Source organism: Cupriavidus sp. FW305-3-2-15-C-LB2 (assembly GCF_058787575.1).
On the sequence record NZ_JBYSZW010000021.1, the window covers coordinates 1 to 24,292 of the forward strand.

Here is a 24,292-nt window from a genome sequence, read left to right on the forward strand (position 1 = left end):
TTGGCGGGCAGGCCGCGCAGGCTCTTGAGCTTGGCCTTGTAGGCGGCCAGTTCGGATCTGGTCGGCAGCTTGCCGTGTACCAGCAGGTGTGCGATTTCCTCGAACTCGCAGGTCTCGGCGATGTCGAGGATGTCGTAGCCGCGGTAGTGCAGGTCGTTGCCGGTGCGGCCGACGGTGCACAGCGCGGTATTGCCGGCGGTCACGCCCGACAGGGCGACGGATTTCTTGACCCGGGGCGCGGCCGGCTCGCTGGCCGTGGCGTCGGGTGCAGCGTCGAGTGCGGCGAACTTCGAGGCGGACATCCGTGTCTCCTTGGGCGCTGCCCTGTTTGTTTTTGGTACGGGTATCGGCTTCAGGCGAAAAACAATGCCTCCACATTGGCCGGCAGCGGCGTGCCGGTGGCCTGCGCGCGCTGCAGCAGCGACCAGTAGTAGCGGTAGCTGGCGCGGTCGTGCAGCTGGCCCTCGTGGCGGATCGGGGCCCAGCTGTTCTCGTGCGCGGCCAGCAGGATCTGGCTGGCCGCGCCGATTTCTTCGGCACCGGGGCGGAACGCCGCCACGATCGGCGCGATCTGGCCCGGATGGATGCTCCATTTGCGCAGGTAGCCGAACTCGCTGCGCGCGCGCAGCGCATCGTCGCCGGCGCGCTGCGGCGCCTGCACGTCGGTGCTGACGTTGTGCGACGGCACCTTGCCGTGGCGGTGGCAGGCGGCGGAGATCTCCAGCATGGCGCGGCGGATCAGCGGGTGTTCGAATTGCTGTGGGGAGCGCATGGCTTCGCCCGGGATGGCGCCATGATGGGCCGAGACAAAGTCCATCAGGCCGAAGCTCAGGCATTCCACCTGCACCAGCGCGGCAATATCGAAGGCCTGTTCCAGCGCGGCGTGGGTCTCGACCAGCACATGGATCGGGATATGCCGGGCGATGCCGGCATTGCGCGCCACCTGGTTGACATGATCGGTCACGCGCGCAACCTCGACCACGTCGCTGACCTTGGGCACTACCACATAGGCCAGGCGCGCGCCGGCGGCGCGCACCAGCACGTCGACGTCCTCGCGCCAGTTCGGGTGGGCCGGGTCATGGATGCGCACGCCGACGCGATTGTGGGCATTGAGCGGGCTGTTGACCAGCTGCGCGCACAGCTCGGCATGCTCGCTCTCACGGCCGACGGCGGCGCCGTCCTCGCAGTCGAAGGTGATGTCGAAGACCGGGCCAAGCTCTTGTTGCAGGGCAAGCGATTTGCGCATCAGCTTTTCGCTGCCCGCGTAGTGGTCACACACCGGCAACTGGACCGGGATGGCTTCGCCCTGGAACAAGACCTCGGAAGGATGCACGTTGATTCGGACCGGTTTGGGTTGAGGGGGGAGAGCAAGGGGACATCGTAGCCCCTGGATATTAAAAAACCGGGGTCCGCACTGATTCGTGAATCGTTGCGGAACCCCGGTCTTTCCTCGAGCGATCGGAGGATCAGCCCAGCAGGTGCTGCACGCCGGCCTTTTCTTCTTCCAGTTCGTTCAGGGTGATATTGATCTTTTCCTGGCTGTAGGCGTCGATCTCCAGACCCTTGACGATCTCGTACTTGCCGTTGGCGGTGGTCACCGGGTAGCCGAACATGGTGTCGGCCGGGATGCCGTATTCACCGTTCGACGGGATGCCCATGGTGACGACCTTGCCGTTGGTGCCCAGCACCCAGTCGCGCACGTGGTCGATGGCAGCGTTGGCGGCCGAAGCAGCCGACGACAGGCCACGCGCTTCGATGATGGCGGCGCCGCGCTTGCCGACGGTCGGCAGGAACACGTCGTTGTTCCACACCGGGTCGTTGATCAGGTCCTTGACGCTCTTGCCGTCGACGGTGGCATAGCGGTAGTCGGCGTACATGGTCGGGCTGTGGTTGCCCCACACGAACAGCTTCTCGATCGACGACACCGGCTTGCCGGTCTTGGCGGCGATTTGCGACAGGGCACGGTTGTGGTCCAGGCGCAGCATCGCGGTGAAGTTCTCGCGCGGCAGGTTCGGTGCCGACTTCATGGCGATGTAGGCGTTGGTGTTGGCCGGGTTGCCGACCACCAGCACCTTGACGTTGCGGCTGGCGACTTCGTCCAGCGCCTTGCCCTGCACCGTGAAGATCTGGGCATTGGCTTCGAGCAGGTCCTTGCGCTCCATGCCCTTGCTGCGCGGACGGGCGCCAACCAGCAGGGCCACGTCGGCGTCCTTGAAGGCAACCTTGGGGTCGTCGGTGATGACCACGCCGGCCAGCAGCGGGAACGCGCAGTCTTCCAGTTCCATCACCACGCCCTTGACGGCTTGCTGGGCTTGCGGGAGGTCGAGCAGTTGGAGGATGACCGGCTGGTCTTTGCCCAGCATGTCGCCATTGGCGATGCGGAACAGCAGGGAGTAGCCGATCTGGCCAGCGGCGCCGGTCACTGCGACGCGCATTGGGGCTTTAGCCATGAGTAAATCTCCAAACGATAGAAGGGGGGAAGCCGGTCGGTGGCATGCCGTTGCCGTAACAAGGGGTGCGGCGGGTCACCGGGTGCTGGTTGTCGCCACAGCGGGGAGCGGCCGTCCGCCGGAGCCAGGTGGCGGGGCCACGGGGCGGAACCGGTGAGGGAGAGCCACAACGGGTCATGGTGATGCAACAAAGCGTTAGTCTACTGCGAAGCGTGGCGCCATTTCCAGACCGGAGCGCTGCCGGGATTCTGCCGGGCCGACACATTCCGGTATCCTGACTGCTGCTGGCGTGCCTGGGGCCATCGCGGGCGTGGACCAGCGCGAGTGTAGGCCGGGCCTCCCGTGATGTCAACTCATATGTCTTATATAAGACATAAGACAATTAACGTAAGGCTGGACGTATCTTGCCCTTTTGTGGTGAAATCCCGCTATGTCCTCCCTGCCTACGTCCCTGACTGGCGCAGCCGCACCCGGCGCGCCGGAATCTGGCGCCGCCACGCCTGGCGCCGGGGCGCAGCCGCCTTCTTCGCCGCCCGCGCCTGTGCCGCAGGCGGCCCCGCAATCTGGTCCCGCCTCTGGTCTGCAGTCCGTGCCGTCGCCCACCTTCAGTCCGCTCTACCAGCAGATCAAGGCGCTGATCACGCGCAGCCTGCAATCCGGCGAATGGAAGCCCGGCGAGATGATCCCCAGCGAAATGGAGCTGGCCTCGCGCTACAAGGTCAGCCAGGGCACGGTGCGCAAGGCCATCGATGAACTCGCCGCCGAGAACCTGGTGGCGCGCCGGCAGGGCAAGGGCACTTTCGTGACCACGCACCATGAAGACGTGGTCAAGTTCCGCTTCCTGCGCCTCGTCCCGGACGAAGGCGAACCCCATTATGGCGCCAGCCGCGTGCTGGAATGCAAGCGCCTGCGCGCCCCCGCCGAAATTGCCCGGCTGCTCGACATCCGCACCGGCGACAGCGTGGTGCAGATCCGCCGCGTGCTGAATTTCTCGGGCGAGTCGACCGTGCTGGATGAAATCTGGCTGCTCGGCGCCAACTTCAAGGGCCTCACCGCTGAAAAGCTGACCGAGTGGAAGGGCCCCATGTATGCATTGTTCGAGGCCGAGTTCGGTACGCGCATGATCCGCGCCTCGGAGAAGATCCGCGCCGTGCCTGCCGATGAAACCGCGGCCGAGTTGCTGTCTGTCCCGGTAGGCTCGCCGCTGCTGTCAGTCGAGCGGGTGTCGTACACCTATGGCGACCGCCCCGTCGAAGTGCGCCGCGGGCTGTACGTGACTACGCGGCACTATTACCAGAACGACCTGAGCTGACGCCGGCGCATGGCATGATGCGCCCGCTGGCGTTGATTATTGTGGCTTTCGTCATGACGGTGCGGGCTGTTGCGCGGCGCGGCTAATGTTGCGCTGGATTGCCCGCCGGATGTGATTGGTGTGCGATTGTCGGGCGGCACCTGTTGGTGCCTGATAGCTGAAAATTATTGGTGCAGCGCGCAACAAAGGCGCTAAAATCTCATGGATTTGCCCTAATGCATCCCGTTGCATGCAGGGCAGTGGCAGTTTCGTTTTTTGTTTACCGCAAATGGGGTCTCGCATGGCTGAAGCCGTCAAACAAGCCAGGCCGGAGTACCGGAATATCGGTATCGCGCAGATTGCGCGCTACCGGTTGCCCTGGGCCGGCAAGGTATCCATCCTGCATCGCGTGAGCGGTGCACTGATGTTCCTCCTCCTTCCCTTCGTCCTGTATCTGTTTGAGCAGAGCATAACTTCGGAACTGAGCTTCGCAAAGTTCTCGGCGCTTCTGTCCGGTGGCTTCGTCAAGCTGGTTCTGCTGGTCCTGATCTGGGGTTATCTGCATCACTTCTGCGCGGGTATCCGTTTCCTGCTGCTGGATGTGCACGTCGGCGTTTCCAAGCCGGCCTCGGCCAAGTCTGCCATCGGCGTGCTGGTTGTGAGCCTGCTGCTTACCCTGATTTTCGGCCTGAAGCTGTTCGGCCTGTTCTGAGGAGAATCAAGGTGGCAAACAATAATATCGGTCCCAAGCGTCTTGTCGTCGGTGCGCACTACGGCCTGAAAGACTGGCTGGCGCAGCGCGTCACGGCCGTGATCATGGTGGTCTTCACCGTGGTCCTGGCCATTGCCTTCCTGCTGTCGAACGGCGCTTCGTATGAAGCGTGGGCAGGGCTCTTCTCCAACCAGTGGATGAAGATCATCACGTTCCTGACCATCCTGTCGCTGCTGTATCACGCCTGGATCGGCGTGCGCGACATCTGGATGGACTATGTGCGTCCGATGGCGGTTCGCCTCGTGCTGCAAGTTCTTACGATTCTGTGGCTCGTCGGTTGCGCGGGCTACGCTGCTCAGATTCTCTGGAGGGTGTAATAAATGGTCGCAGTCAAGACTGGATTGCCGCGTCGCCGTTTCGACGTGGTCATCGTCGGTGCTGGCGGCGCCGGGATGCGCGCATCCCTCCAGCTCGCGGAAGCCGGCCTGAACGTGGCCGTGCTGTCCAAGGTGTTCCCGACGCGCTCGCACACGGTGGCGGCACAGGGCGGCATCGGCGCTTCGCTGGGGAACATGAGCGAAGACAACTGGCACTACCACTTCTACGACACCATCAAGGGCTCGGACTGGCTGGGTGACCAGGACGCCATCGAGTTCATGTGCCGTGAAGCCCCGAAGGTCGTGTACGAGCTCGAACACTTCGGCATGCCGTTCGACCGCAACCCCGACGGCACCATCTACCAGCGTCCGTTCGGCGGCCACACCGCCAACTACGGTGAAAAGCCGGTGCAGCGCGCCTGCGCCGCGGCTGACCGTACCGGCCACGCGCTGCTGCACACGCTGTACCAGCGCAACGTGCGCGCCAAGACCCACTTCTTCGTCGAGTGGATGGCGCTGGACCTGATCCGCGACCAGGACGGCGACGTGCTGGGCGTGACCGCGCTGGAAATGGAAACCGGCGAGGTCTACATCCTCGAAGCCAAGACCACGCTGTTCGCGACCGGCGGTGCCGGCCGTATCTATGCAGCTTCCACCAACGCCTTCATCAACACCGGTGACGGCCTGGGCATGGCAGCGCGCGCAGGCGTGCCGCTGGAAGACATGGAGTTCTGGCAGTTTCACCCGACCGGCGTGGCCGGCGCGGGCGTGCTGATCACCGAAGGCGTGCGCGGCGAAGGCGGTATCCTGCGCAACAAGGACGGCGAGCGCTTCATGGAGCGCTATGCCCCGACGCTGAAGGACCTGGCGCCGCGTGACTTCGTCTCGCGCTCGATGGACCAGGAAATCAAGGAAGGCCGCGGCTGCGGCCCGAACGGCGACTACGTGCTGCTCGACCTGACCCACGTCGGTGCCGAGACCATCATGAAGCGCCTGCCGTCGATCCGCGAAATCGGCATGAAGTTCGCCAACGTCGACGCGATCAAGGAACCGATCCCGGTGGTCCCGACCATCCACTACCAGATGGGCGGTATCCCGACCAACTATCACGGCCAGGTCGTGGTGCCTAAGAACGGCAACCCGAACGAAGTCCTGAACGGTTTCTACGCGATCGGCGAATGCTCGTGCGTGTCGGTGCACGGCGCCAACCGCCTGGGCACCAACTCGCTGCTGGACCTGGTGGTGTTCGGCCGCGCCGCCGGCAACCACATCATCGCCCAGAACCTGAAGCAGAAAGAGCACAAGCCGCTGCCGGCCGACGCCGCCGACCTGGCGCTGTCGCGCCTGGCCAAGCTGCAGTCGTCGTCCTCGGGCGAGTACACGCAGGACGTTGCCAACGACATCCGCAAGAACATGCAGTCGCATGCCGGCGTGTTCCGTACCCAGAAGCTGATGGACGAAGGCGTCGAGCGCATCCTGGAAGTGTCGCAGCGTGCCGACAACATCCACCTGAAGGACAAGTCCAAGGTCTTCAACACCGCGCTGGTGGAAGCCCTGGAAGTGGCCAACCTGGTGGAAGTGGCCAAGGCCACCATGATCTCGGCGGCCGCCCGCAAGGAATCGCGCGGTGCCCACGCGCACAGCGACTTCCCGAATCGCGACGACCAGAACTGGCTCAAGCACACGCTGTTCTACAGCGAAGGCAACCGCCTCGACTACAAGCCGGTGAAGATGGAACCGCTGACGGTGGAAAGCGTGCCGCCGAAGGCCCGTACCTTCTGAGCACCGCATCGTAGAGACAACAGGACCCACAGAAATGAAGCGTATTTTCGAAGTCTACCGCTACGATCCGGACAAGGATGCGGCACCGCGCATGCAGACCTACGAGGTCGAGCTGGACGGTCACGAGCGCATGCTGCTGGACGCGCTGGTCAAGCTGAAGAAGCTGGACGAGACCATCTCGTTCCGCCGTTCGTGCCGCGAAGGCGTGTGCGGCTCGGACGCGATGAACATCAACGGCAAGAACGGCCTGGCCTGCCTGACCAATATGCGCGAGCTGCCGGACCGCATCGTGCTGCGTCCGCTGCCCGGCCTGCCGGTGGTGCGCGACCTGATCGTCGACATGACGAACTTCTTCAAGCAGTACAACTCGATCAAGCCGTTCCTGATCAACGACGAGCCGCCGCCCGAGAAAGAGCGCCTGCAGTCGCCGGAAGAGCGTGACGAGCTGGATGGCCTGTACGAGTGCATTCTCTGCGCCAGCTGCTCGACGTCGTGCCCGTCGTTCTGGTGGAACCCGGACAAGTTCGTCGGCCCCGCCGGCCTGCTGCAGGCTTACCGCTTCATCGCGGACAGCCGCGACCAGGCCACCAACGAGCGCCTGGACAACCTGAACGACCCGTACCGCCTGTTCCGCTGCCACAGCATCATGAACTGCGTCGATGTGTGCCCGAAGGGTCTGAACCCGACCAAGGCCATCGGCAAGATCAAGGAGCTGATGGTCCGCCGCGCGGTCTGAGCCTGCGGCTGTCTGCAGTAGTAAGCGGCGCGTCAGCCAGAGCGGCTATATCTGGCTGGCGCGCCGAAAGTAGGAAGCCATGACTGAGAGTCCTGCCACCACCTTCTCCCATCAGGCCGACCCGCACAAGCGCGCACGTCTGCGCTGGCGCGCCCGCCGCGGTCTGCTGGAGAACGACATCATCGTCGAACGTTTTTTCAACCGTTACGAGGAGAGCCTGTCCGACGAGGACGTGGCTTCGTTGAGCGAGCTGTTCGAACTCAGCGACAACGAGTTGATGGACCTGCTCCTTGCGCGCAAGGAACTGGACGGTGAGCTCGACACGCCCCCGATGCAGCGAGTGATCACCCTGCTGCGTACGGTCTGAGTTTTGGTCAACATTATTATTCACAGCATTTGAAGGATCCGACATGACGCCGTCCGATGTGAAAGCCACGCTATCGTTCTCCGATGGTTCCCCCAGCGTTGAGCTGCCGATCTACACGGGTACCGTTGGCCCGGACGTAATCGACATTCGCAAGCTGTACGGACAGACCGGTAAGTTCACCTACGACCCCGGTTTCATGTCGACGGCTTCGTGCAATTCCAAGATCACCTATATCGACGGTGACAAGGGCGAACTGCTGTACCGCGGCTACCCGATCGAGCAACTGGCGCAGAAGTGCGACCACCTCGAAACCTGCTACCTGCTGCTCAAGGGCGAACTGCCCAACGCCAAGCAGAAGGAAGAATTCGTCGGCCACGTGATGAACCACACCATGGTTCACGAGCAGATGCAGTTCTTCATGCGCGGCTTCCGCCGCGACGCGCACCCGATGGCCGTGCTGACCGGCATGGTCGGTGCCATGAGCGCGTTCTACCACGACGCGATGGACATCGACGATCCGCACCAGCGCGAGATCTCGGCCATCCGCCTGATCGCCAAGATGCCGACCCTGGTCGCCATGGCGTACAAGTACAACATCGGCCAGCCGTACATCTACCCGCAGAACGACCTGTCCTACTCGGGCAACTTCATGCGCATGATGTTCGGCACGCCGTGCGCCCCGTACACCGTGAACCCGGTGCTGGAGCGCGCGCTGGACCGCATCTTCATCCTGCACGCAGACCACGAGCAGAACGCGTCGACCTCGACCGTGCGCCTGGCCGGTTCGTCGGGCACCAACCCGTTCGCAGCCATCGCCGCCGGCGTGGCCTGCCTGTGGGGCCCGGCCCACGGCGGCGCCAACGAAGCCGCGCTGAAGATGCTGGAAGAAATCGGCAGCGTCGACAACATCAACGAGTTCATCAAGCAGGTCAAGGACAAGAACTCGGGCGTGCGCCTGATGGGCTTTGGCCACCGCGTGTACAAGAACTACGATCCGCGCGCCAAGCTGATGCGCGAAACCTGCCACGAAGTGCTGGAAGAGCTGGGCCTGCACAACGACCCGCTGTTCAAGCTGGCCATGGAGCTGGAAAAGATCGCGCTGGAAGACGAGTACTTCGTCAGCCGCAAGCTGTACCCGAACGTGGACTTCTACTCGGGCATCGTCCAGCGCGCGCTGGGCATCCCGACCTCGCTGTTCACCTGCATCTTCGCGCTGGCCCGCACCCCGGGCTGGATCTCGCAGTGGGAAGAGATGATTACCGATCCGGAATACAAGATCGGTCGTCCGCGTCAGCTGTTCGTTGGCGCAGCTACCCGCGACGTGCCGGACGTTGCCAAGCGCTGATCGCTGGCTTGTCATCCGGCTGCGCGATGCAGCAATCACAAACGCCCCGGCCCGCCGGGGCGTTTGTGTTTCTGGGCCGGAGTGCCTTGTGCGTCGCAGCAGGGCAGGGAGCAGGAAATTGCCGGATAAGTGGTGAGAACGGCAATTTGCGGAGAATTGTGTCTCAGTCTGTCAATTCAGTTCCGCATTTGTTGTGCGATTTTCGCCTACGGCAGGAAATTTGACCCTATAATGCGGGCTGCTTTGCCGACGGCAGCCGGGCCACCCTTCCGGCATGCGGTGCGGCAAGCGGGGCAGGCGAATCGCTTGCGCAATAGAGAACGCATCAAACGTTGTCTTTCCGAACCTTGGTCCCCGTACCTCAGCGGGACTGACACATGCCGGGCCCCGCATAAGCTGTCTCTCCCTTGCAGGCCCGTCTTCCGCGTCTCGGGCGTCTTTATTCGTAGTCCGCGGGTGTTGTTCGATTGCGCAGGTCACACCGTTTCTGCCCGGTTGACCCAAACATAAATCGAGGAGCTCCTGATGACGCTGTCCCGTCTTACGTCCATCTCGCTGGCCGCCGTGCTGGCCACCCTTGGCGCCGCTGCCAACGCCGAAACCGTGAAGATCGCCATTGCCGGCCCGATGAGCGGCTCGGTGGCGCAGTATGGCGACATGGTCAAGGCCGGTGCGCTGACCGCGATCGAACAACTCAATGCCAACGGCGGCGCCGGCGGCAACAAGTTCGAAGTGGTGATGATGGACGACGCCTGCGAGCCGAAGCAGGCCGTGGCAGTTGCCAACAAGATCGTCAGCCAGAACATCAAGTACGTGATCGGCCATGTGTGCTCGGGCTCGACCATCCCGGCTTCGGACATCTACGAGAACGAAGGGATCGTCATGGTCACGCCGTCGGCGACCGCACCGCAGCTGACCGAGACCAAGAAGCGCAAGTACATCTTCCGCACCATCGGCCGCGACGACCAGCAGGGCCCGGCCGCCGCCCAGTACATCATCGGCAAGGTCAAGCCGAAGAAGGTCGCGGTGCTGCACGACAAGCAGTCGTACGGCCAGGGCATCGCCAGCTCGGTGAAGAAGGACCTGGAAGCCGCCAAGATCCCGGTCGCCGTGTTCGAAGGCATCAACGCCGGCGATTCGGACTACTCCGCCGTCATCACCAAGCTCAAGTCGCAGGGCGTGGACTTCGTCTACTTCGGCGGCTACCACCCGGAAATGGGCCTGCTGCTGCGCCAGGCGCGCGAGCAGGGCGTGAAGGCCGCGTTCATGGGCCCCGAGGGCGTGGGCAACAAGGACGTGACGGCGATCGCCGGCCCGTCCTCGGAAGGCATGCTGGTGACGCTGCCGGCAGACTTCTCGGCCGACCCGGCCAACGCCGCGCTGGTGAAGGCCTTTGCCGACAAGAAGCGTGACGCCAACGGTCCGTTCCAGATGCCGGCCTATGCCGCCGTCAAGATCATCGGCGACGCCATTGCCGGCGCCAAGAGCACCGACCCGACCAAGGTCGCGGCGTACATGCACAAGAACGCCTTCACCACGCCGATCGGCAAGGTCGAGTACGACGACAAGGGCGACCTGAAGTCCTTCAGGTTCGTGGTCTACACCTGGCACAAGGACGCCAGCAAGACGGCCGCCAACTAAGCCGGAGCTTTTCCACGCACACGCCCCGCCCGGACCCCGGGCGGGGCGTTCTGGTATCGGGCTTCAAGTTCCTGAGGCTTCCCCAATGAATGAATTCCTTCCACAGTTCACCCAGCAGCTGGTCAACGGCCTGACGCTGGGTGCGATCTATGCGCTGATCGCCATCGGCTACACAATGGTCTACGGCATCATCGGCATGATCAATTTCGCGCACGGCGAGATTTACATGATCGGTGCCTATGTCGGCCTGGTCACGCTCACCGCGATCGGCGCCCAGGCAGGCTACCCCCTGCCGCTGGTGCTGGGCGCCGCCTTGCTGGTCTCGGTGCTGGTCACCGGGGTGTACGGCTATGCGGTCGAGCGGGTGGCATACCGGCCCTTGCGCGGCGGACCGCGGCTGGTGCCGCTGATCTCGGCCATCGGCATGTCGATCTTCCTGCAGAACTATGTCCAGATCGGGCAGGGCGCACGCGACGTGTCGGTGCCGGTGCTGATCTCGGGCGCCATCGAGTTCCAGATGGGCAGTGACTTCACCGTGACGGTGCCGTACTCGCGCCTGCTGATCGTCGGCGTGACGCTGTTGCTGATGATCGCGCTGACGCTGTTTATCGGCCGTTCGCGCATGGGCCGTGCCTGCCGTGCCTGCGCCGAAGACATGCGCATGGCCAACCTGCTCGGCATCGACACCAACAAGGTGATCTCGTTCACCTTCGTGCTGGGTGCGATGCTGGCGGCGGTGGGCGGCGTGCTGATCGGGCTGACCATCGGCAAGCTCAATCCCTTTATCGGCTTTATCGCCGGCATCAAGGCCTTTACCGCGGCGGTGCTGGGCGGCATCGGCAGCATCCCGGGCGCGATGCTCGGCGGCGTGCTGCTGGGCCTGGCGGAGACCTTCGCCTCGGGCTATATGCCGGCCGAGTACAAGGACGTGGTTGCGTTCAGCCTGCTGGTGCTGGTGCTGCTGTTCCGTCCGACCGGGCTGCTCGGCAAGCCTGACGTCGAAAAGGTCTGAGGGAGGACGAGACATGACCAACAACGTTTCCGCGATGCCCGCGGGCAAGGCCGCCGCACGCGGCGCCGCACCGGGACAATCGCTCAAGAATGCGATCACGGCCGCCGTGATGACGGCCATCCTGACCATTCCCATCCTGGGCCTGCAGCTCAAGCTGGAAGGCTACAAGGTCGTGCTGGAGCCGCACTGGCGGCCGGTGTGGATCGCCGTGGCGGCGGTCTTCCTGTTCCAGCTGTTCAAGCCGCTGCTGTCGCGCGCCGGCAGCGCGGTGCGCCTGCCGGCGGTGCCGCAGCTGGGCGCCCGGCAGCAGCGCGTGGCGGTATGGATGCTGCTGGCGGTCGGGCTGGTGTGGCCGTTCTTCGGCTCGCGCGGCGCGGTCGACGTGGCCACGCTGGCGCTGATCTACGTGATCCTGGGCCTGGGCCTGAATATCGTGGTGGGCTATGCCGGCCTGCTCGACCTGGGCTATGTCGGCTTCTACGCCATCGGCGGCTACACCTACGCGCTGCTCAACCAGTATTTCGGGCTGGGCTTCTGGGAATGCCTGCCGATCGCCGCCGCGATGTCGGCCACCTTCGGCTTCCTGCTGGGTTTCCCGGTGCTGCGTTTGCGCGGCGACTACCTGGCCATCGTGACACTTGGCTTCGGCGAGATCATCCGCCTGCTGGCCAACAACCTGACCAGCCTGACCGGCGGCCCGGATGGCGTGTCCGGCATCCCGAAGCCGACCGTGTTCGGCATCGAGATGGCGCGCAGCGCGAGCGTGGAGGGCGCCAAGACCTTTCATGACCTGCTGGGCTGGGACTACAGCGGCCAGCACATGGTGATCTTCCTGTACCTGCTGGCGCTGCTGCTGGTGGGCTTCACGCTGTTCGTCACCAGCCGCCTGATCCGCATGCCGATGGGCCGCGCCTGGGAAGCGCTGCGCGACGACGAGATCGCGTGCCGCTCGCTGGGCCTGAACCCGACCCGCATCAAGCTGTCGGCGTTCACGCTGGGAGCTTCGTTCGCCGGCATCGGCGGCGCTTTCTTCGCGGCGCGCCAGGGCCTGGTCAATCCGGAATCGTTCACCTTCATCGAGTCGGCGCTGATCCTCGCCGTGGTGGTGCTGGGCGGCATGGGTTCGCAGCTGGGCGTGATCCTGGCGGCGATCCTGCTGACGGTGCTGCCCGAGGTGGCGCGCGGTTTTGCCGAATATCGCATGCTGATCTTCGGCCTGGTGATGGTGCTGATGATGATGTGGCGTCCGCAGGGCCTGCTGCCCGCGAGCCGTCCCCACGTGGAGTTGCCGAAATGAGCGCGGATTTGCTGAAAGTCTCCGGCCTGCAGATGCGCTTCGGCGGCTTGCTGGCCGTGGACGGTATTGATTTCAATGTGCGCAGCGACGAGGTCTTCGCCATCATCGGCCCTAATGGCGCCGGCAAGACCACGGTGTTCAACTGCGTGGGCGGCTTCTACAAGCCCACCGCGGGCGAGGTCACGCTGGACGGCCACGCCATCGCCGGCCTGCCCAGCCACCAGGTAGCGCGCAAGGGCCTGGTGCGGACCTTCCAGAACATCCGCCTGTTCAAGTCGCTGACGGTGGTGGAAAACCTGCTGGTGGCGCAGCACCGCCAGGTGCAGGCGGGCATCCTGCGCGGCCTGTTCGCCACGCCGGCCTACCGCCGCGCCGAGCGCGAGGCGCTGGAGCGCGCCGCGGTCTGGCTTGAACGCATGGGGCTGACCTCGGTGGCCAACCGCGAGGCGGGCACGCTGTCGTACGGCCACCAGCGCCGGCTGGAGATCGCGCGCTGCATGATCACCAAGCCGCGCCTGTTGATGCTGGACGAGCCGGCGGCCGGCCTGAACCCGCAGGAGAAGATCGAGCTGCAGCAGCTGATCGACCAGCTGCGGCGCGAGTTCGGCATTGCCGTGCTGCTGATCGAGCACGACATGAGCCTGGTGATGGGCGTGTCCGACCGCATCCTGGTGATGGAGCACGGCAAGCCGATCGTTACGGCCGCGCCTGAGGAAGTGCGCAACGACCCGCGCGTGATCAAGGCCTACCTGGGAGAGGACTGATGCTGAAGCTGGAACAGGTCCATACCCACTACGGCGCCGTCGAGGCGCTGTCGGGCGTATCGATCGAAGTCAACAAGGGGGAGATCGTCACCCTGATCGGCAGCAACGGCGCCGGCAAGACGACGCTGATGATGACCGTGTGCGGCACGCCGCGCGCGTCCAGCGGGCGCGTGACGTTCGAAGGGCAGGACATCACCAACCGGTCCACGCACGAGATCATGCGCTTGGGGCTCGCGATCTCGCCCGAGGGCCGGCGCGTGTTCCCGAGCCTGACGGTGCTGGAGAACCTGAAGATGGGCGCGTTCTTCGCCAGGCGCGACGAGATCGAGGCGGGCATCGAGCACGTGTTCAAGCTGTTCCCGCGCCTGAACCAGCGCGCCAGCCAGCGGGCCGGCACCATGTCGGGCGGCGAGCAGCAGATGCTGGCGATCGGCCGCGCGCTGATGAGCCGGCCGCGCCTGCTGCTGCTGGACGAGCCCACGCTCGGTCTGGCGCCGCTGATCATCGCGCAGATCTTCGACATCATCCGCACCATTCGTGACGAAGGCGTCACTGTGTTCCTGGTCGAGCAGAACGCCAACAAGGCACTGCAGGTCGCGGACCGCGGCTATGTGCTCGAAACCGGCAAGGTGGTGCTGGCCGATACCGGCGCCAACCTGCTGGCAAACGACCGGATCAAGGCCGCCTACCTGGGCGGCTGATCCCAAGAGGCCGCGGCCCCGCCTGGCGGGGCCCTTTTCCTTTTCGCCATCCGCGAAATCCCCCTTTCGCCAATCACATTACATTGCAGCCGCTGCCCGGGCCGGGCAGGGGGCTGACCGCCACACCCCCTGTGGCATAATCAATTGCCAAGTCAAGCATTGCGGCAACGCTTGAAATAACGCTCGCTTCAGGCGGCTTCCGGCGCGATTATCGCTATCGCCACCCGCTCGCCACCGCGACCGAAGCGAATAAAACCCTGCAAACTACCGCGCGGTCACCGCGGACCACTCCTGCAAAGGATCGGTCTTCCGGCCCGCCATCGCATCATGGCCAAGACGCTCTACGACAAACTCTGGGATGACCACACCGTCCACGTCGAGGAAGACGGCACCACGCTGCTCTATATCGACCGCCACCTGCTGCATGAAGTGACCAGCCCGCAGGCGTTCGAAGGGCTGAAGCTGGCGGAGCGTCCGGTATGGCGCATCAGCGCCAACCTGGCCGTGTCGGACCACAACGTGCCGACCACCGACCGCAGCCACGGCATTGCCGATCCGGTGTCGAAGCTGCAGGTCGATACGCTGGATGCCAACTGCGACAGCTACGGCATCACTCAGTTCAAGATGAACGACCACCGCCAGGGCATCGTGCACGTGATCGGGCCGGAGCAGGGCGCCACGCTGCCGGGCATGACGGTGGTGTGCGGGGACTCGCATACCAGCACGCATGGCGCGTTTGGCGCGCTCGCGCATGGCATCGGCACCTCGGAAGTTGAGCATGTGCTGGCTACCCAGACGCTGTTGGGCAAGAAGGCCAGGAACATGCTGGTCAAGGTGGAAGGCAAGCTGCCGCGCGGCTGCACCGCCAAGGACATCGTGCTGGCCGTGATCGGCAAGATCGGCACCGCGGGCGGCACCGGCTACACCATCGAGTTCGCCGGCTCGGCCATCCGCGACCTGACCATGGAAGGCCGCATGACGGTCTGCAACATGGCCATCGAGGCGGGCGCGCGCGCCGGCCTGGTGGCGGTGGACGACGTCACGCTCGAATACGTGAAGGGCCGCCCCTACGCGCCGCAGGGCGTGGAGTGGGAGCAGGCCGTGGCCTACTGGCGCACGCTGCATTCGGATGCCGGGGCCAAGTTCGACCAGGTGGTCGAGCTGCGCGCCGAGGACGTCCGTCCGCAGGTGACCTGGGGTACCTCGCCAGAAATGGTGATCAGCATCGAAGACCGCGTGCCGGATCCCGAGAAGGAGAAGGACCCGAACAAGCGCAACGCGATGGAGCGCGCGCTCGAATACATGGGCCTGCAGCCCAACGTGCCGGTCGAGAGCATCAATATCGACAAGGTCTTCATCGGTTCGTGCACCAACAGCCGCATCGAAGACATGCGCGCCGCCGCGTGGGTGGTGCAGAAGCTCGGTCGCAAGGTCGCCGGCAACGTGAAGCTGGCGATGGTGGTGCCGGGCTCGGGCCTGGTCAAGGAACAGGCCGAGCGCGAAGGCCTGGACAAGATCTTCAAGGCCGCGGGCTTTGAATGGCGCGAGCCGGGCTGCTCGATGTGCCTGGCCATGAATGCCGACCGCCTCGATCCTGGCGAGCGTTGCGCGTCGACCTCGAACCGCAACTTCGAAGGCCGCCAGGGCGCGGGCGGGCGCACCCACCTGGTGAGCCCGGCGATGGCAGCGGCCGCAGCCATCGAAGGCCATTTCGTCGATATCCGCAAGCTGGGCTGAAGAAGCAAGGAAAGAGAACATGGACAAGTTCACCGTACATAGCGGCCTCGTAGCCCCGCTCGACCGCGAGAACGTCGATACCGACGCCATCATCCCGAAGCAGTTCCTGAAGTCGATCAAGCGCACCGGCTTCGGCCCCAACCTGTTCGACGAGTGGCGCTACAAGGACGTCGGCGAGCCCGGCATGGACAACAGCAAGCGTCCGCTGAACCCGGACTTCGTGCTGAACCAGCCGCGCTACCAGGGTGCGTCGATCCTGCTGGCGCGCCGCAACTTCGGCTGCGGCAGCTCGCGCGAGCACGCACCGTGGGCGCTGACGCAATACGGCTTCCGCGCCGTGATCGCGCCCAGCTTTGCCGACATCTTCTTCAACAACTGCTACAAGAACGGCCTGTTGCCGGTGGTGCTGACCGAACAGCAGGTCGACCACCTGTTCAACGAGACCAACGCCTTCAACGGCTACAAGCTGACCATCGACCTGGACAAGCAGGTGGTGCTGACGGCGGGCGGCCAGGCGTATGAGTTCGACATCGCCCCGTTCCGCAAGTACTGCATGCTGAACGGCTTCGACGATATCGGCCTGACGCTGCGCCATGCCGACAAGATCAAGGCCTATGAGGCCGAGCGCGTGGCCAAGATGCCGTGGCTGAACAACCGCCTGGTCGGATAAGACTCAACGAGGAAAGACAACAATGAAGATCGCAGTCCTGCCGGGTGACGGCATCGGTCCCGAAATCGTTGCAGAGGCCGTCAAGGTCCTGAACGCGCTCGACGAGAAGTTCGAACTGGAAACCGCCCCGGTGGGCGGCGCCGGCTACGAGGCCGAAGGCCATCCGCTGCCGGAGAACACCCTGAAGCTGGCCAAGGAAGCCGACGCCATCCTGTTCGGTGCCGTCGGCGACTGGAAGTACGACAGCCTGGATCGTCCGCTGCGCCCGGAGCAGGCCATCCTGGGCCTGCGCAAGCACCTGCAGCTGTTCGCCAACTTCCGCCCGGCAATCTGCTATCCGGAGCTGACCGGCGCTTCGAGCCTGAAGCCCGAGCTGGTGGCCGGCCTCGACATCCTGATCGTGCGCGAACTGAACGGCGACATCTACTTCGGCCAGCCGCGCGGCGTGCGCGAAGCGCCGGACGGCCTGTTCAAGGGTGCGCGCGAAGGCTTCGACACCATGCGCTACAGCGAGCCCGAAATCCGCCGCATCGCCCACGTGGCGTTCCAGGCCGCGGCCAAGCGCGGCAAGAAGCTGTGCAGCGTCGACAAGGCCAACGTGCTCGAGACCTTCCAGTTCTGGAAGGACATCGTGATCGAGGTGCACAAGGAGTACCCGGAGGTCGAACTGTCGCACATGTACGTCGACAACGCGGCCATGCAGCTGGTCAAGGCGCCCAAGAGCTTCGACGTGATCGTCACCGGCAATATGTTCGGCGACATCCTGTCGGACGAGGCCGCCATGCTGACCGGCTCGATCGGCATGCTGCCGTCGGCGTCGCTGGATGCCAACAACAAGGGCCTGTACGAACCGTCGCACGGCTCTGCACCCGACATCGCCGGCAAGGGCGTGGCCAACCCGCTGGCGACAATCCTGTCGGCGGCGATGATGCTGCGCTACTCGCTGAACCGCGCCGAGCAGGCCGACCGCATCGAGAACGCCGTCAAGAAGGTGCTGGCCCAGGGCTACCGCACCGGCGATATCCTGACGCCGGGTTGCAAGCAGGTCGGCACCCGCGAGATGGGTGACGCTGTGCTGGCGGCACTGTAAGTCACACCGGAAGGGGGCACTGCGCGAGTAATGCCCCCTTTGTCTGATTTGTCCCCGTTATTTCCCCTATCTGCACGCTGCGGCAGCGCCGCAAAATCGTGTAGACTCTGCCGATGGCCCGATTTTCCCAGTCCACCCTGACTGCTGTTGCTGCCCTGACCGCTACCCGCGGCCCGGTCGGCACGATTTCGCTCGGCCAGACCGCAACGACGATTAAAACCATTATTAAAACCGCGATCGCCTAGATCCGTTCGTCGTGCCTGCCCGTCTTCCCCGCGCAGCCACGCCGGGCGAGGAAAATGGCGGGGAAGTAAAAATCACATCCGAGGTAAATCATGATTGTAGGTCTCGTCGGTTGGCGGGGAATGGTCGGCAGCGTCCTGATGCAGCGCATGCAGGAAGAGCGTGATTTCGACCAGATCGAGCCCGTCTTCTTCAGCACGTCCAATGCCGGCGGCAAGGCGCCCGCCATGGCGAAGAACGAAACCACGCTGAAAGATGCCAATGACATCGAAGCGCTGAAGAAGTGCGACGTGGTGCTGACCGCCCAGGGCGGCGACTACACCAACGAGGTCTTCCCCAAGCTGCGCGCGGCCGGCTGGAAGGGCTACTGGATCGACGCGGCCTCCTCGCTGCGCATGAAGGACGATGCCATCATCGTGCTGGATCCGGTCAACCAGGGTGTGATCAAGGACGCGCTGTCCAAGGGCGTCAAGAATTTCATCGGTGGCAACTGCACGGTCAGCTGCATGCTGATGGGCCTCGGTGGCCTGTTCCAGGCCGACCTGATCGAGTGGATGACGTCGATGACGTACCAGGCCGCTTCCGGCGGCGGTGCGCAGCATATGCGCGAGCTGCTGACGCAGTTCGGCACGCTGAACGCGTCGGTCAAGCCGCTGCTGGACAACCCGGCCTCGGCCATCCTGGAAATCGACCGCACCATCCTGGCGACCCAGCACGGCCTGTCCGCCGAGGAAACCAAGCAGTTCGGCGTGCCATTGGCCGGCAACCTGATCCCCTGGATCGACAAGGACCTGGGCAACGGCCAGTCCAGGGAAGAATGGAAGGGCGGCGCCGAGACCAACAAGATCCTGGGCCGCGGTGAAGGCTTCCTGGGTGCGACCGGCGCCACGCCGATCGCCGTCGACGGCCTGTGCGTGCGCATCGGCGCCATGCGCTGCCACTCGCAGGCGCTGACCATCAAGCTGCGCAAGGATGTGCCGCTCGATGAGATCGAAGGCATGCTCGCCGCCCACAACCCGTGGGCCAAGGTGGTGCCGAACACGCGCGACGCCAGCATGACCGACCTCACGCCCGCAGCAGTGACCGGCACCCTGAACATCCCGGTCGGCCGCCTGCGCAAGATGCAGATGGGCGGCGAGTACCTGTCTGCCTTCACGGTCGGCGACCAGCTGCTGTGGGGCGCGGCCGAGCCGCTGCGCCGCATGCTGCGTATCCTGATCGAGTCCTGATCCGGTGCTCCCGCCTGTTGCCTGGTTGCGTCCGTTGCAGCCAGGCAACAGAATGGACCGCTTTGCAGACAACGCCGCGCCCGTGCGCGGCGTTGTTGTATCCGGACGCCTATTTTCCCTGGTGATGCGTCACAATACGCCGGCATGCGCTTCGCGCCAGGCAGGGTTTGGCGTCTGCGCGCGGCTGGAGAAGGGGTGCGCCGAGAACGCCCCGCCAGCCTGCCGGACCTGGTTTTGGGGTCGGTCTGTCGATTCATATCGCTACTAAAACATAACGGAGCATAAGGTGAGTGTGAGCCAACATCGCCGGAAAGATGCGCCTACTGTCCGTCAGCGCTGGTCAACGCTGGCCGTCACGGCACTGGGCCTGCTGCTTGCGCAGCCGGCCGCATATGCCGCGGGGTTCGGGCAATTGCGGGTTCAGTCGAATCTGGGTCAGCCGCTGCAGGCTGAGATCGACATCAGTGGGGTCAGTGCCGAAGAGGCCGCCGGGCTCAGTGTCAAGCTGGCGTCGCCAGCGGCGTATGCCGCGGCCGGGCTGACCTACCTGCCGGCCGTCAGCAGCCTGCGGCTGGAGGTGGAGCGCCGCCCGAACGGCAGCTATGTGGCCCGGGTCCGCTCCAACCAGCCGATCAGCGAGCCCTTTGTCGACATCCTGGTCGACATGAGCTGGGCCAGCGGCAAGGTCTCGCGCGCCTATACCTTCCTGCTTGACCCCGCCGGGGCCAAGCCTTCGAACCAGACCTTCTCGCCGGCGACGGTGGTGCAGGCGGCGACGCCGGATGCGCCGCCCGTAGCGGCACCGGCACCTGCCGCCGCGCCGCAGCCTGCGCCGGCCCAGGAAGCCGCGCCCGCCGCGGCTGCCGAGGCAGTCAAGCCAGCCGCGCCCGCGCGCCCGGCCCGCCAGAGCGCAAAGCGGGCGCCGGCACCGGCCGCCAGCGGCGGCACCGAAATGGCACCCGGCGGCGGCTACACCGTGCAGCGCGGCGACACGCTCTACGCCATTGCCGGCGAGGCCGTGCAAGGCCAGGAATCGGTCTCGCTGGACCAGATGCTGGTGGCGCTCTACCGCAACAATCCCAACGCCTTTATCGGCGGCAACATGAACCGGCTGCGCAGCGGCGCGGTGCTGCAGGTCCCGACCCAGCAGCAGGCGCAAGCCGTCGCACCCAAGGCCGCCCGCCGCGAGGTGGTGGCGCGCACGCAGGGCTTCGATGCCTACCGCGGCCGGCTGGCCAGCGCTGCCGCGGCCAAGTCGGTCGAGCCCGACAGCGGCCGCCAGCAGTCCGGCAACGTGACCGCCCGGGTGCAGGAGCAGGCCGCCCCGACCGACGGCCCGCGCGATGAACTGAAACTCAGCAAGGCCGCGCGCGGCGCGCAGGCCGACGCCGCGGCCAAGGCCGAAGCCGGCGTCGCGCGCGAGCGTGAACTCAAGGAGGCGCAGGCCCGCCTGGCGCAGCTGGAAAAGAACGTCGGCGACATGCAGAAGCTGCTCGAGCTGAAGAACGCCGAGATCGCCAAGCTGAGCCAGGCCAACCAGGCGGTGCTGGCCGAGAAGGAAAAGGCTGAGGCCGCGGCCAAGGCCGCGGCGGCGGCGCCGACCGTGGTGGCGGCCCAGCCGCCGAAGGCCGATGCCGTGGCCCCGGCCCCGGGTGCGGCCGCCGCGACGGCTGCCGCAACCGCAGCGACCGCAGCCAGCGCCCCGGCAGCGGCCGGCGCCAGCGCCGCGGACGCCGTGGCGCCTGCAGCAGCCTCAGCCGTGGCAGCGGCGCCCGCTTCGCAGCCGGCTGCCGCCGTTGCCAGTGCAACGCAGGCCGCCGCCGCCGCATCGGCCCCCGCGGCCAAGCGCCCGCCGGTGGTGGCGGCCCAGCCCGAGCCGGTGCCCGAACCGTCGTTCATCGATGGCCTGCTGGCCAACCCCATGCTGCTGCCCGGCGGTGGCCTGCTGGTGGCGCTGCTCGGCGTCTATGCGATCTATCGCCGCCGCCAGCAGCAGAAGGCGGGCGAGGCGACCGGCTTCGGCGACAGCATCCTGTCGCAGGAAAGCACGGTGATGGCCGGTGCCAATTCGCTGTTTGGCACGGCCGGGGGGCAGAGCGTCGACACCTCGCAGCACAGCGTGTTCGGCGCGGACTTCCGCATCGGCAACAACACGCCGGAAGCCAACGAGGTCGACCCGATCGCCGAGGCCGAGGTCTATATCGCCTATGGGCGCGATGTGCAGGCGGAGGAAATCCTGCGCGAAGCCCTGGAGAAGAACCCGGAGCAGCAGCCGGTGCGGCTCAAGCTCCTGGAGATTTACAGCAACAGACAGGATGTGGAAGGTTTCCGCGTGATTGCAGAAGAAATGTTCGCCCAGACCGGCGGACACGGGGCGGAATGGCTGAAGGCAGCAGAAATGGGGCGCGCGCTCGAACCGGGCAACGCGCTCTTCCTGGCGGTGACGCCCGAAGCGGCGGGGCCGGATACGACCTCGCCGGCAACCGACCAGTGGCGCACCCAGGACCCGTCGCAGAATCCGGCCTCGATCCCGCGGCTGGAGCCATCGCTGGGTGACCTGGCGCTGCCGCTGGATGCCTTCCCGGCCCCGGCGGCCGGCGAGCCGATCGTGGCGCCTGCTTCCGCGGCGATGGTGTTTGGCGCTGACGCGCACGACGCCGGCGAGCCGGTACGGCTGGATCTCGGCCTGCCTCGCACCGGCGCCGACCCGCTTGCCGATGACGTGCCCACCCTCGACACGCCGACCCGCAGCCGTCCGCTGGAGTTCGACATGTCCGGGCTGTCGCTTGACCTGGGCAGCGCCGCGCAAGCCGACGCCCGCGGCAAGGATGTGCTGGACGAGGCCACCATGCCGCTGCCCGCCACCACCATGCTGCGCGACGGCAAGCTGGCCGAGCCGATCGACCTGTCGCGCGTGGCGCCTGAAACCGGCGGCGACCTCACGCACGGGGGTTCGCCGAGCACGCTGTCGGTCGACGGCGTGGACGGCGGGCGGGACATGCAGATCAAGCTTGACCTGGCTCGTGCCTATATCGAGATCGGCGACAAGGAAGGGGCGCGCGAACTGCTGCAGGAAGTGGTCGAGCAGTCGCAGGATCCGCTGCAGGCGGAGGCCCGTTCGCTGCTGCAGGAAGTGGCCTGAGCTATCATTGACGGTCCGGCCGCGGCACGCGCTGCCGCAGCCTGAAGCGATGCGCCGGAAGCGTCCCTTCCGGCGCATTTGCTTTTTCGGCGGACCTGGCGTGAACCACTGCGCCCGGACGTACCCGCCGCCTTGCCCGATCCCCTGACATGAACCGCATCGCTCTTGGCCTGCACTACGACGGCGCCGCCTTTTCCGGCTGGCAGTCGCAGCCGCACCGCAATACCGTGCAGGATCACCTGGAAAACGCCATCGAGCGCTTTGCCGGGGTGCGCCTGCTGACCACCGTGGCGGGGCGCACCGATACCGGCGTGCATGCGCTCGGCCAGGTCATCCACCTGGACACCGCGCTCGAGCGCGAGCCATTTTCCTGGGTGCGCGGCGTCAACGCCTTCCTGCCGCCGTCGATCGCGCTGCAATGGGCGCTGCCGGTGGACCAGGGTTTCCACGCGCGTTTCCTGGCGTTCGAGCGCATGTATTACTACGCGCTCTACACCGGGCCACACCGCGTGCCGCTGGTGCACGGCCGCGCCGGCTACCAGATGCTGCCGCCGGGCCAGCGGCTCGACGTCGACGCCATGCGCGAGGCCGCCGCATGCCTGCTCGGCGAGCATGATTTCTCTGCCTTCCGCGCCGCCGAATGCCAGGCCAAGTCGCCGGTCAAGACCATGTACGACGTCACCATCAGGGATGACGGCAACTGGGTGTTCCTGCGCTTTCGCGCCAGCGCCTTCCTGCACCACATGGTGCGCAACCTGATGGGCTGCCTGGTGGCGGTGGGGCGCGGACGCTACCCCGCGCACTGGCTGGCGCAGGTGCTGGCCGGGCGCGAGCGCAAGCTGGCGGCGCCGACCTTCATGCCGGATGGCCTCTACCTGGTCGGCGTCAAGTATCCTGATCCTTACCAGATCCCCGCGGCCGATCCGTCCGCGAGCCTGTTCCATGGAGTGTTCGATGACGCAGCCTGAGGCCGCTGAAGGCAGCACGGCGGGCAGCACAGTGCACATGCCGGCCCGCACCCGCATCAAGATCTGCGGCCTGACGCGCGAGGACGACGTGCGCGCCGCCGTGGACGCCGGCGCCGATGCCATCGGGCTGGTGTTCTACCCGAACAGCCCGCGCTGCGTCGACGTGGCGCGCGCCGCGGCGCTGGCCGAGGCCGCCGGGCCGTTCGTGGCGATCACCGGGCTGTTCGTCAATGCCGACCTGGAAGACATCGCCCATGTGGCCGAGCGCGTGCCGCTGACGCTGCTGCAACTGCACGGCGACGAGACCCCGCAGTTCTGCACGCAGGCGGCGCAGCGCTGCCGGCTGCCCTTCATGCGCGCCGCCCGTGTGCGCCCGGGGCTTGATTTGGTAGAATTTGCCGATCAATACCGTGATGCCGCTGCCTTGCTGCTCGATGCCTTCGTCGAAGGCTACGGCGGTGGCGGCCACGTCTTCGACTGGACCCTGATTCCCCCGGCATGGCTTCCGCCTACTCCCCCGGTACCAGCTACCGGCAACCCGAACGCAAGCGGCGCTCCTCGCATCGTTTTGAGTGGTGGGTTGAACGCGCAAAACGTCGCTGGCGCGATTGAACGCGTGCGGCCCTACGCTGTGGACGTCAGCAGCGGGGTAGAGGCCGCCAAGGGCGTGAAGGACCACGCCCGCATCGCCGCGTTCGTGCGTGCTGTGCGCAGTGCCGAGGCAGGATGAGCCGGGCC

23 protein-coding genes are annotated in these 24,292 nt (G+C 65.6%); 20 read left to right on the plus strand and 3 right to left on the minus strand.

Annotation, left to right across the window (positions count from 1 at the left end):
* From AC3WRR_RS16840 to AC3WRR_RS16850, 3 genes are all read right to left on the minus strand, one after another.
* Window positions 1-302: citrate/2-methylcitrate synthase (locus tag AC3WRR_RS16840; RefSeq protein WP_492297517.1), on the minus strand; the 302-nt coding region annotated here is incomplete at its 3' end.
* 50 nt (window positions 303-352) lie between these two features.
* Window positions 353-1,333 carry an HpcH/HpaI aldolase/citrate lyase family protein gene (locus AC3WRR_RS16845; RefSeq protein WP_010814613.1) on the minus strand — a complete coding sequence of 327 codons (981 nt, stop codon included), beginning with the start codon at window positions 1,331-1,333 and terminating at the stop codon, window positions 353-355.
* A 133-nt stretch (window positions 1,334-1,466) separates the two neighbouring features.
* Complete coding sequence (locus AC3WRR_RS16850) at window positions 1,467-2,450, minus strand: malate dehydrogenase (protein WP_010814614.1); 984 nt, start codon at window positions 2,448-2,450, stop codon at window positions 1,467-1,469.
* Window positions 2,451-2,880: 430 nt separating this feature from the next.
* On the opposite strand from AC3WRR_RS16850, the gene AC3WRR_RS16855 reads away from it, so the two are divergent.
* From AC3WRR_RS16855 to AC3WRR_RS16950, 20 genes are all read left to right on the plus strand, one after another.
* Window positions 2,881-3,762: a GntR family transcriptional regulator gene (locus AC3WRR_RS16855; protein WP_011615746.1), complete on the plus strand. Its 882-nt coding sequence runs from the start codon at window positions 2,881-2,883 to the stop codon at window positions 3,760-3,762.
* A gap of 280 nt (window positions 3,763-4,042) precedes the next feature.
* Entirely contained in the window at window positions 4,043-4,453 is a 411-nt protein-coding gene (sdhC, locus tag AC3WRR_RS16860) for a succinate dehydrogenase, cytochrome b556 subunit (protein WP_010814616.1), read from the plus strand.
* An 11-nt stretch (window positions 4,454-4,464) separates the two neighbouring features.
* A complete protein-coding gene (sdhD, locus tag AC3WRR_RS16865; protein WP_010814617.1) occupies window positions 4,465-4,830 on the plus strand; it encodes a succinate dehydrogenase, hydrophobic membrane anchor protein in 366 nt (121 codons plus the stop codon).
* A gap of 3 nt (window positions 4,831-4,833) precedes the next feature.
* Window positions 4,834-6,612 (plus strand): succinate dehydrogenase flavoprotein subunit, encoded by a 1,779-nt coding sequence (gene sdhA, locus AC3WRR_RS16870; RefSeq protein ID WP_010814618.1) that lies wholly within the window; start codon window positions 4,834-4,836, stop codon window positions 6,610-6,612.
* 34 nt (window positions 6,613-6,646) lie between these two features.
* Window positions 6,647-7,348 (plus strand): succinate dehydrogenase iron-sulfur subunit, encoded by a 702-nt coding sequence (locus AC3WRR_RS16875; RefSeq protein ID WP_010814619.1) that lies wholly within the window; start codon window positions 6,647-6,649, stop codon window positions 7,346-7,348.
* 79 nt (window positions 7,349-7,427) lie between these two features.
* Window positions 7,428-7,715: an FAD assembly factor SdhE gene (locus AC3WRR_RS16880; protein WP_010814620.1), complete on the plus strand. Its 288-nt coding sequence runs from the start codon at window positions 7,428-7,430 to the stop codon at window positions 7,713-7,715.
* 43 nt (window positions 7,716-7,758) lie between these two features.
* Window positions 7,759-9,060: a citrate synthase gene (gltA, locus tag AC3WRR_RS16885; protein ID WP_010814621.1), complete on the plus strand. Its 1,302-nt coding sequence runs from the start codon at window positions 7,759-7,761 to the stop codon at window positions 9,058-9,060.
* A 525-nt stretch (window positions 9,061-9,585) separates the two neighbouring features.
* Window positions 9,586-10,701, plus strand: coding sequence for a branched-chain amino acid ABC transporter substrate-binding protein (locus AC3WRR_RS16890; protein ID WP_010814622.1), 1,116 nt, complete (start codon window positions 9,586-9,588; stop codon window positions 10,699-10,701).
* Between the two features lie 85 nt (window positions 10,702-10,786).
* The gene (gene livH, locus AC3WRR_RS16895; RefSeq protein ID WP_439668075.1) at window positions 10,787-11,713 is read left to right on the plus strand and encodes a high-affinity branched-chain amino acid ABC transporter permease LivH; all 927 of its coding nucleotides are present in this window, start codon (window positions 10,787-10,789) and stop codon (window positions 11,711-11,713) included.
* A 13-nt stretch (window positions 11,714-11,726) separates the two neighbouring features.
* A complete protein-coding gene (locus AC3WRR_RS16900; protein WP_492297519.1) occupies window positions 11,727-13,010 on the plus strand; it encodes a high-affinity branched-chain amino acid ABC transporter permease LivM in 1,284 nt (427 codons plus the stop codon).
* Complete coding sequence (gene livG, locus AC3WRR_RS16905; RefSeq protein ID WP_010814625.1) at window positions 13,007-13,774, plus strand: high-affinity branched-chain amino acid ABC transporter ATP-binding protein LivG; 768 nt, start codon at window positions 13,007-13,009, stop codon at window positions 13,772-13,774. The genes AC3WRR_RS16900 and livG overlap by 4 nt, the downstream gene beginning before the upstream one ends.
* Window positions 13,774-14,475: an ABC transporter ATP-binding protein gene (locus AC3WRR_RS16910; RefSeq protein ID WP_010814626.1), complete on the plus strand. Its 702-nt coding sequence runs from the start codon at window positions 13,774-13,776 to the stop codon at window positions 14,473-14,475. Before livG ends, AC3WRR_RS16910 begins: the two co-directional genes overlap by 1 nt.
* Window positions 14,476-14,802: 327 nt before the next feature.
* Window positions 14,803-16,212: a 3-isopropylmalate dehydratase large subunit gene (gene leuC / locus AC3WRR_RS16915; protein WP_010814627.1), complete on the plus strand. Its 1,410-nt coding sequence runs from the start codon at window positions 14,803-14,805 to the stop codon at window positions 16,210-16,212.
* Between the two features lie 19 nt (window positions 16,213-16,231).
* The gene (gene leuD, locus AC3WRR_RS16920) at window positions 16,232-16,882 is read left to right on the plus strand and encodes a 3-isopropylmalate dehydratase small subunit (protein WP_010814628.1); all 651 of its coding nucleotides are present in this window, start codon (window positions 16,232-16,234) and stop codon (window positions 16,880-16,882) included.
* A gap of 22 nt (window positions 16,883-16,904) precedes the next feature.
* Complete coding sequence (gene leuB / locus AC3WRR_RS16925) at window positions 16,905-17,972, plus strand: 3-isopropylmalate dehydrogenase (RefSeq protein ID WP_010814629.1); 1,068 nt, start codon at window positions 16,905-16,907, stop codon at window positions 17,970-17,972.
* 113 nt (window positions 17,973-18,085) lie between these two features.
* Entirely contained in the window at window positions 18,086-18,217 is a 132-nt protein-coding gene (locus tag AC3WRR_RS16930; protein ID WP_013957414.1) for a hypothetical protein, read from the plus strand.
* A 90-nt stretch (window positions 18,218-18,307) separates the two neighbouring features.
* Window positions 18,308-19,444 (plus strand): aspartate-semialdehyde dehydrogenase, encoded by a 1,137-nt coding sequence (gene asd, locus AC3WRR_RS16935; protein WP_010814630.1) that lies wholly within the window; start codon window positions 18,308-18,310, stop codon window positions 19,442-19,444.
* A 286-nt stretch (window positions 19,445-19,730) separates the two neighbouring features.
* Window positions 19,731-22,586, plus strand: coding sequence for a motility hub landmark protein FimV (locus AC3WRR_RS16940; RefSeq protein WP_492297521.1), 2,856 nt, complete (start codon window positions 19,731-19,733; stop codon window positions 22,584-22,586).
* A 149-nt stretch (window positions 22,587-22,735) separates the two neighbouring features.
* Window positions 22,736-23,554, plus strand: coding sequence for a tRNA pseudouridine(38-40) synthase TruA (gene truA, locus AC3WRR_RS16945; RefSeq protein ID WP_011615742.1), 819 nt, complete (start codon window positions 22,736-22,738; stop codon window positions 23,552-23,554).
* Entirely contained in the window at window positions 23,541-24,284 is a 744-nt protein-coding gene (locus AC3WRR_RS16950; RefSeq protein ID WP_010814633.1) for a phosphoribosylanthranilate isomerase, read from the plus strand. The genes truA and AC3WRR_RS16950 overlap by 14 nt, the downstream gene beginning before the upstream one ends.
* Window positions 24,285-24,292: the final 8 nt, after the last annotated feature.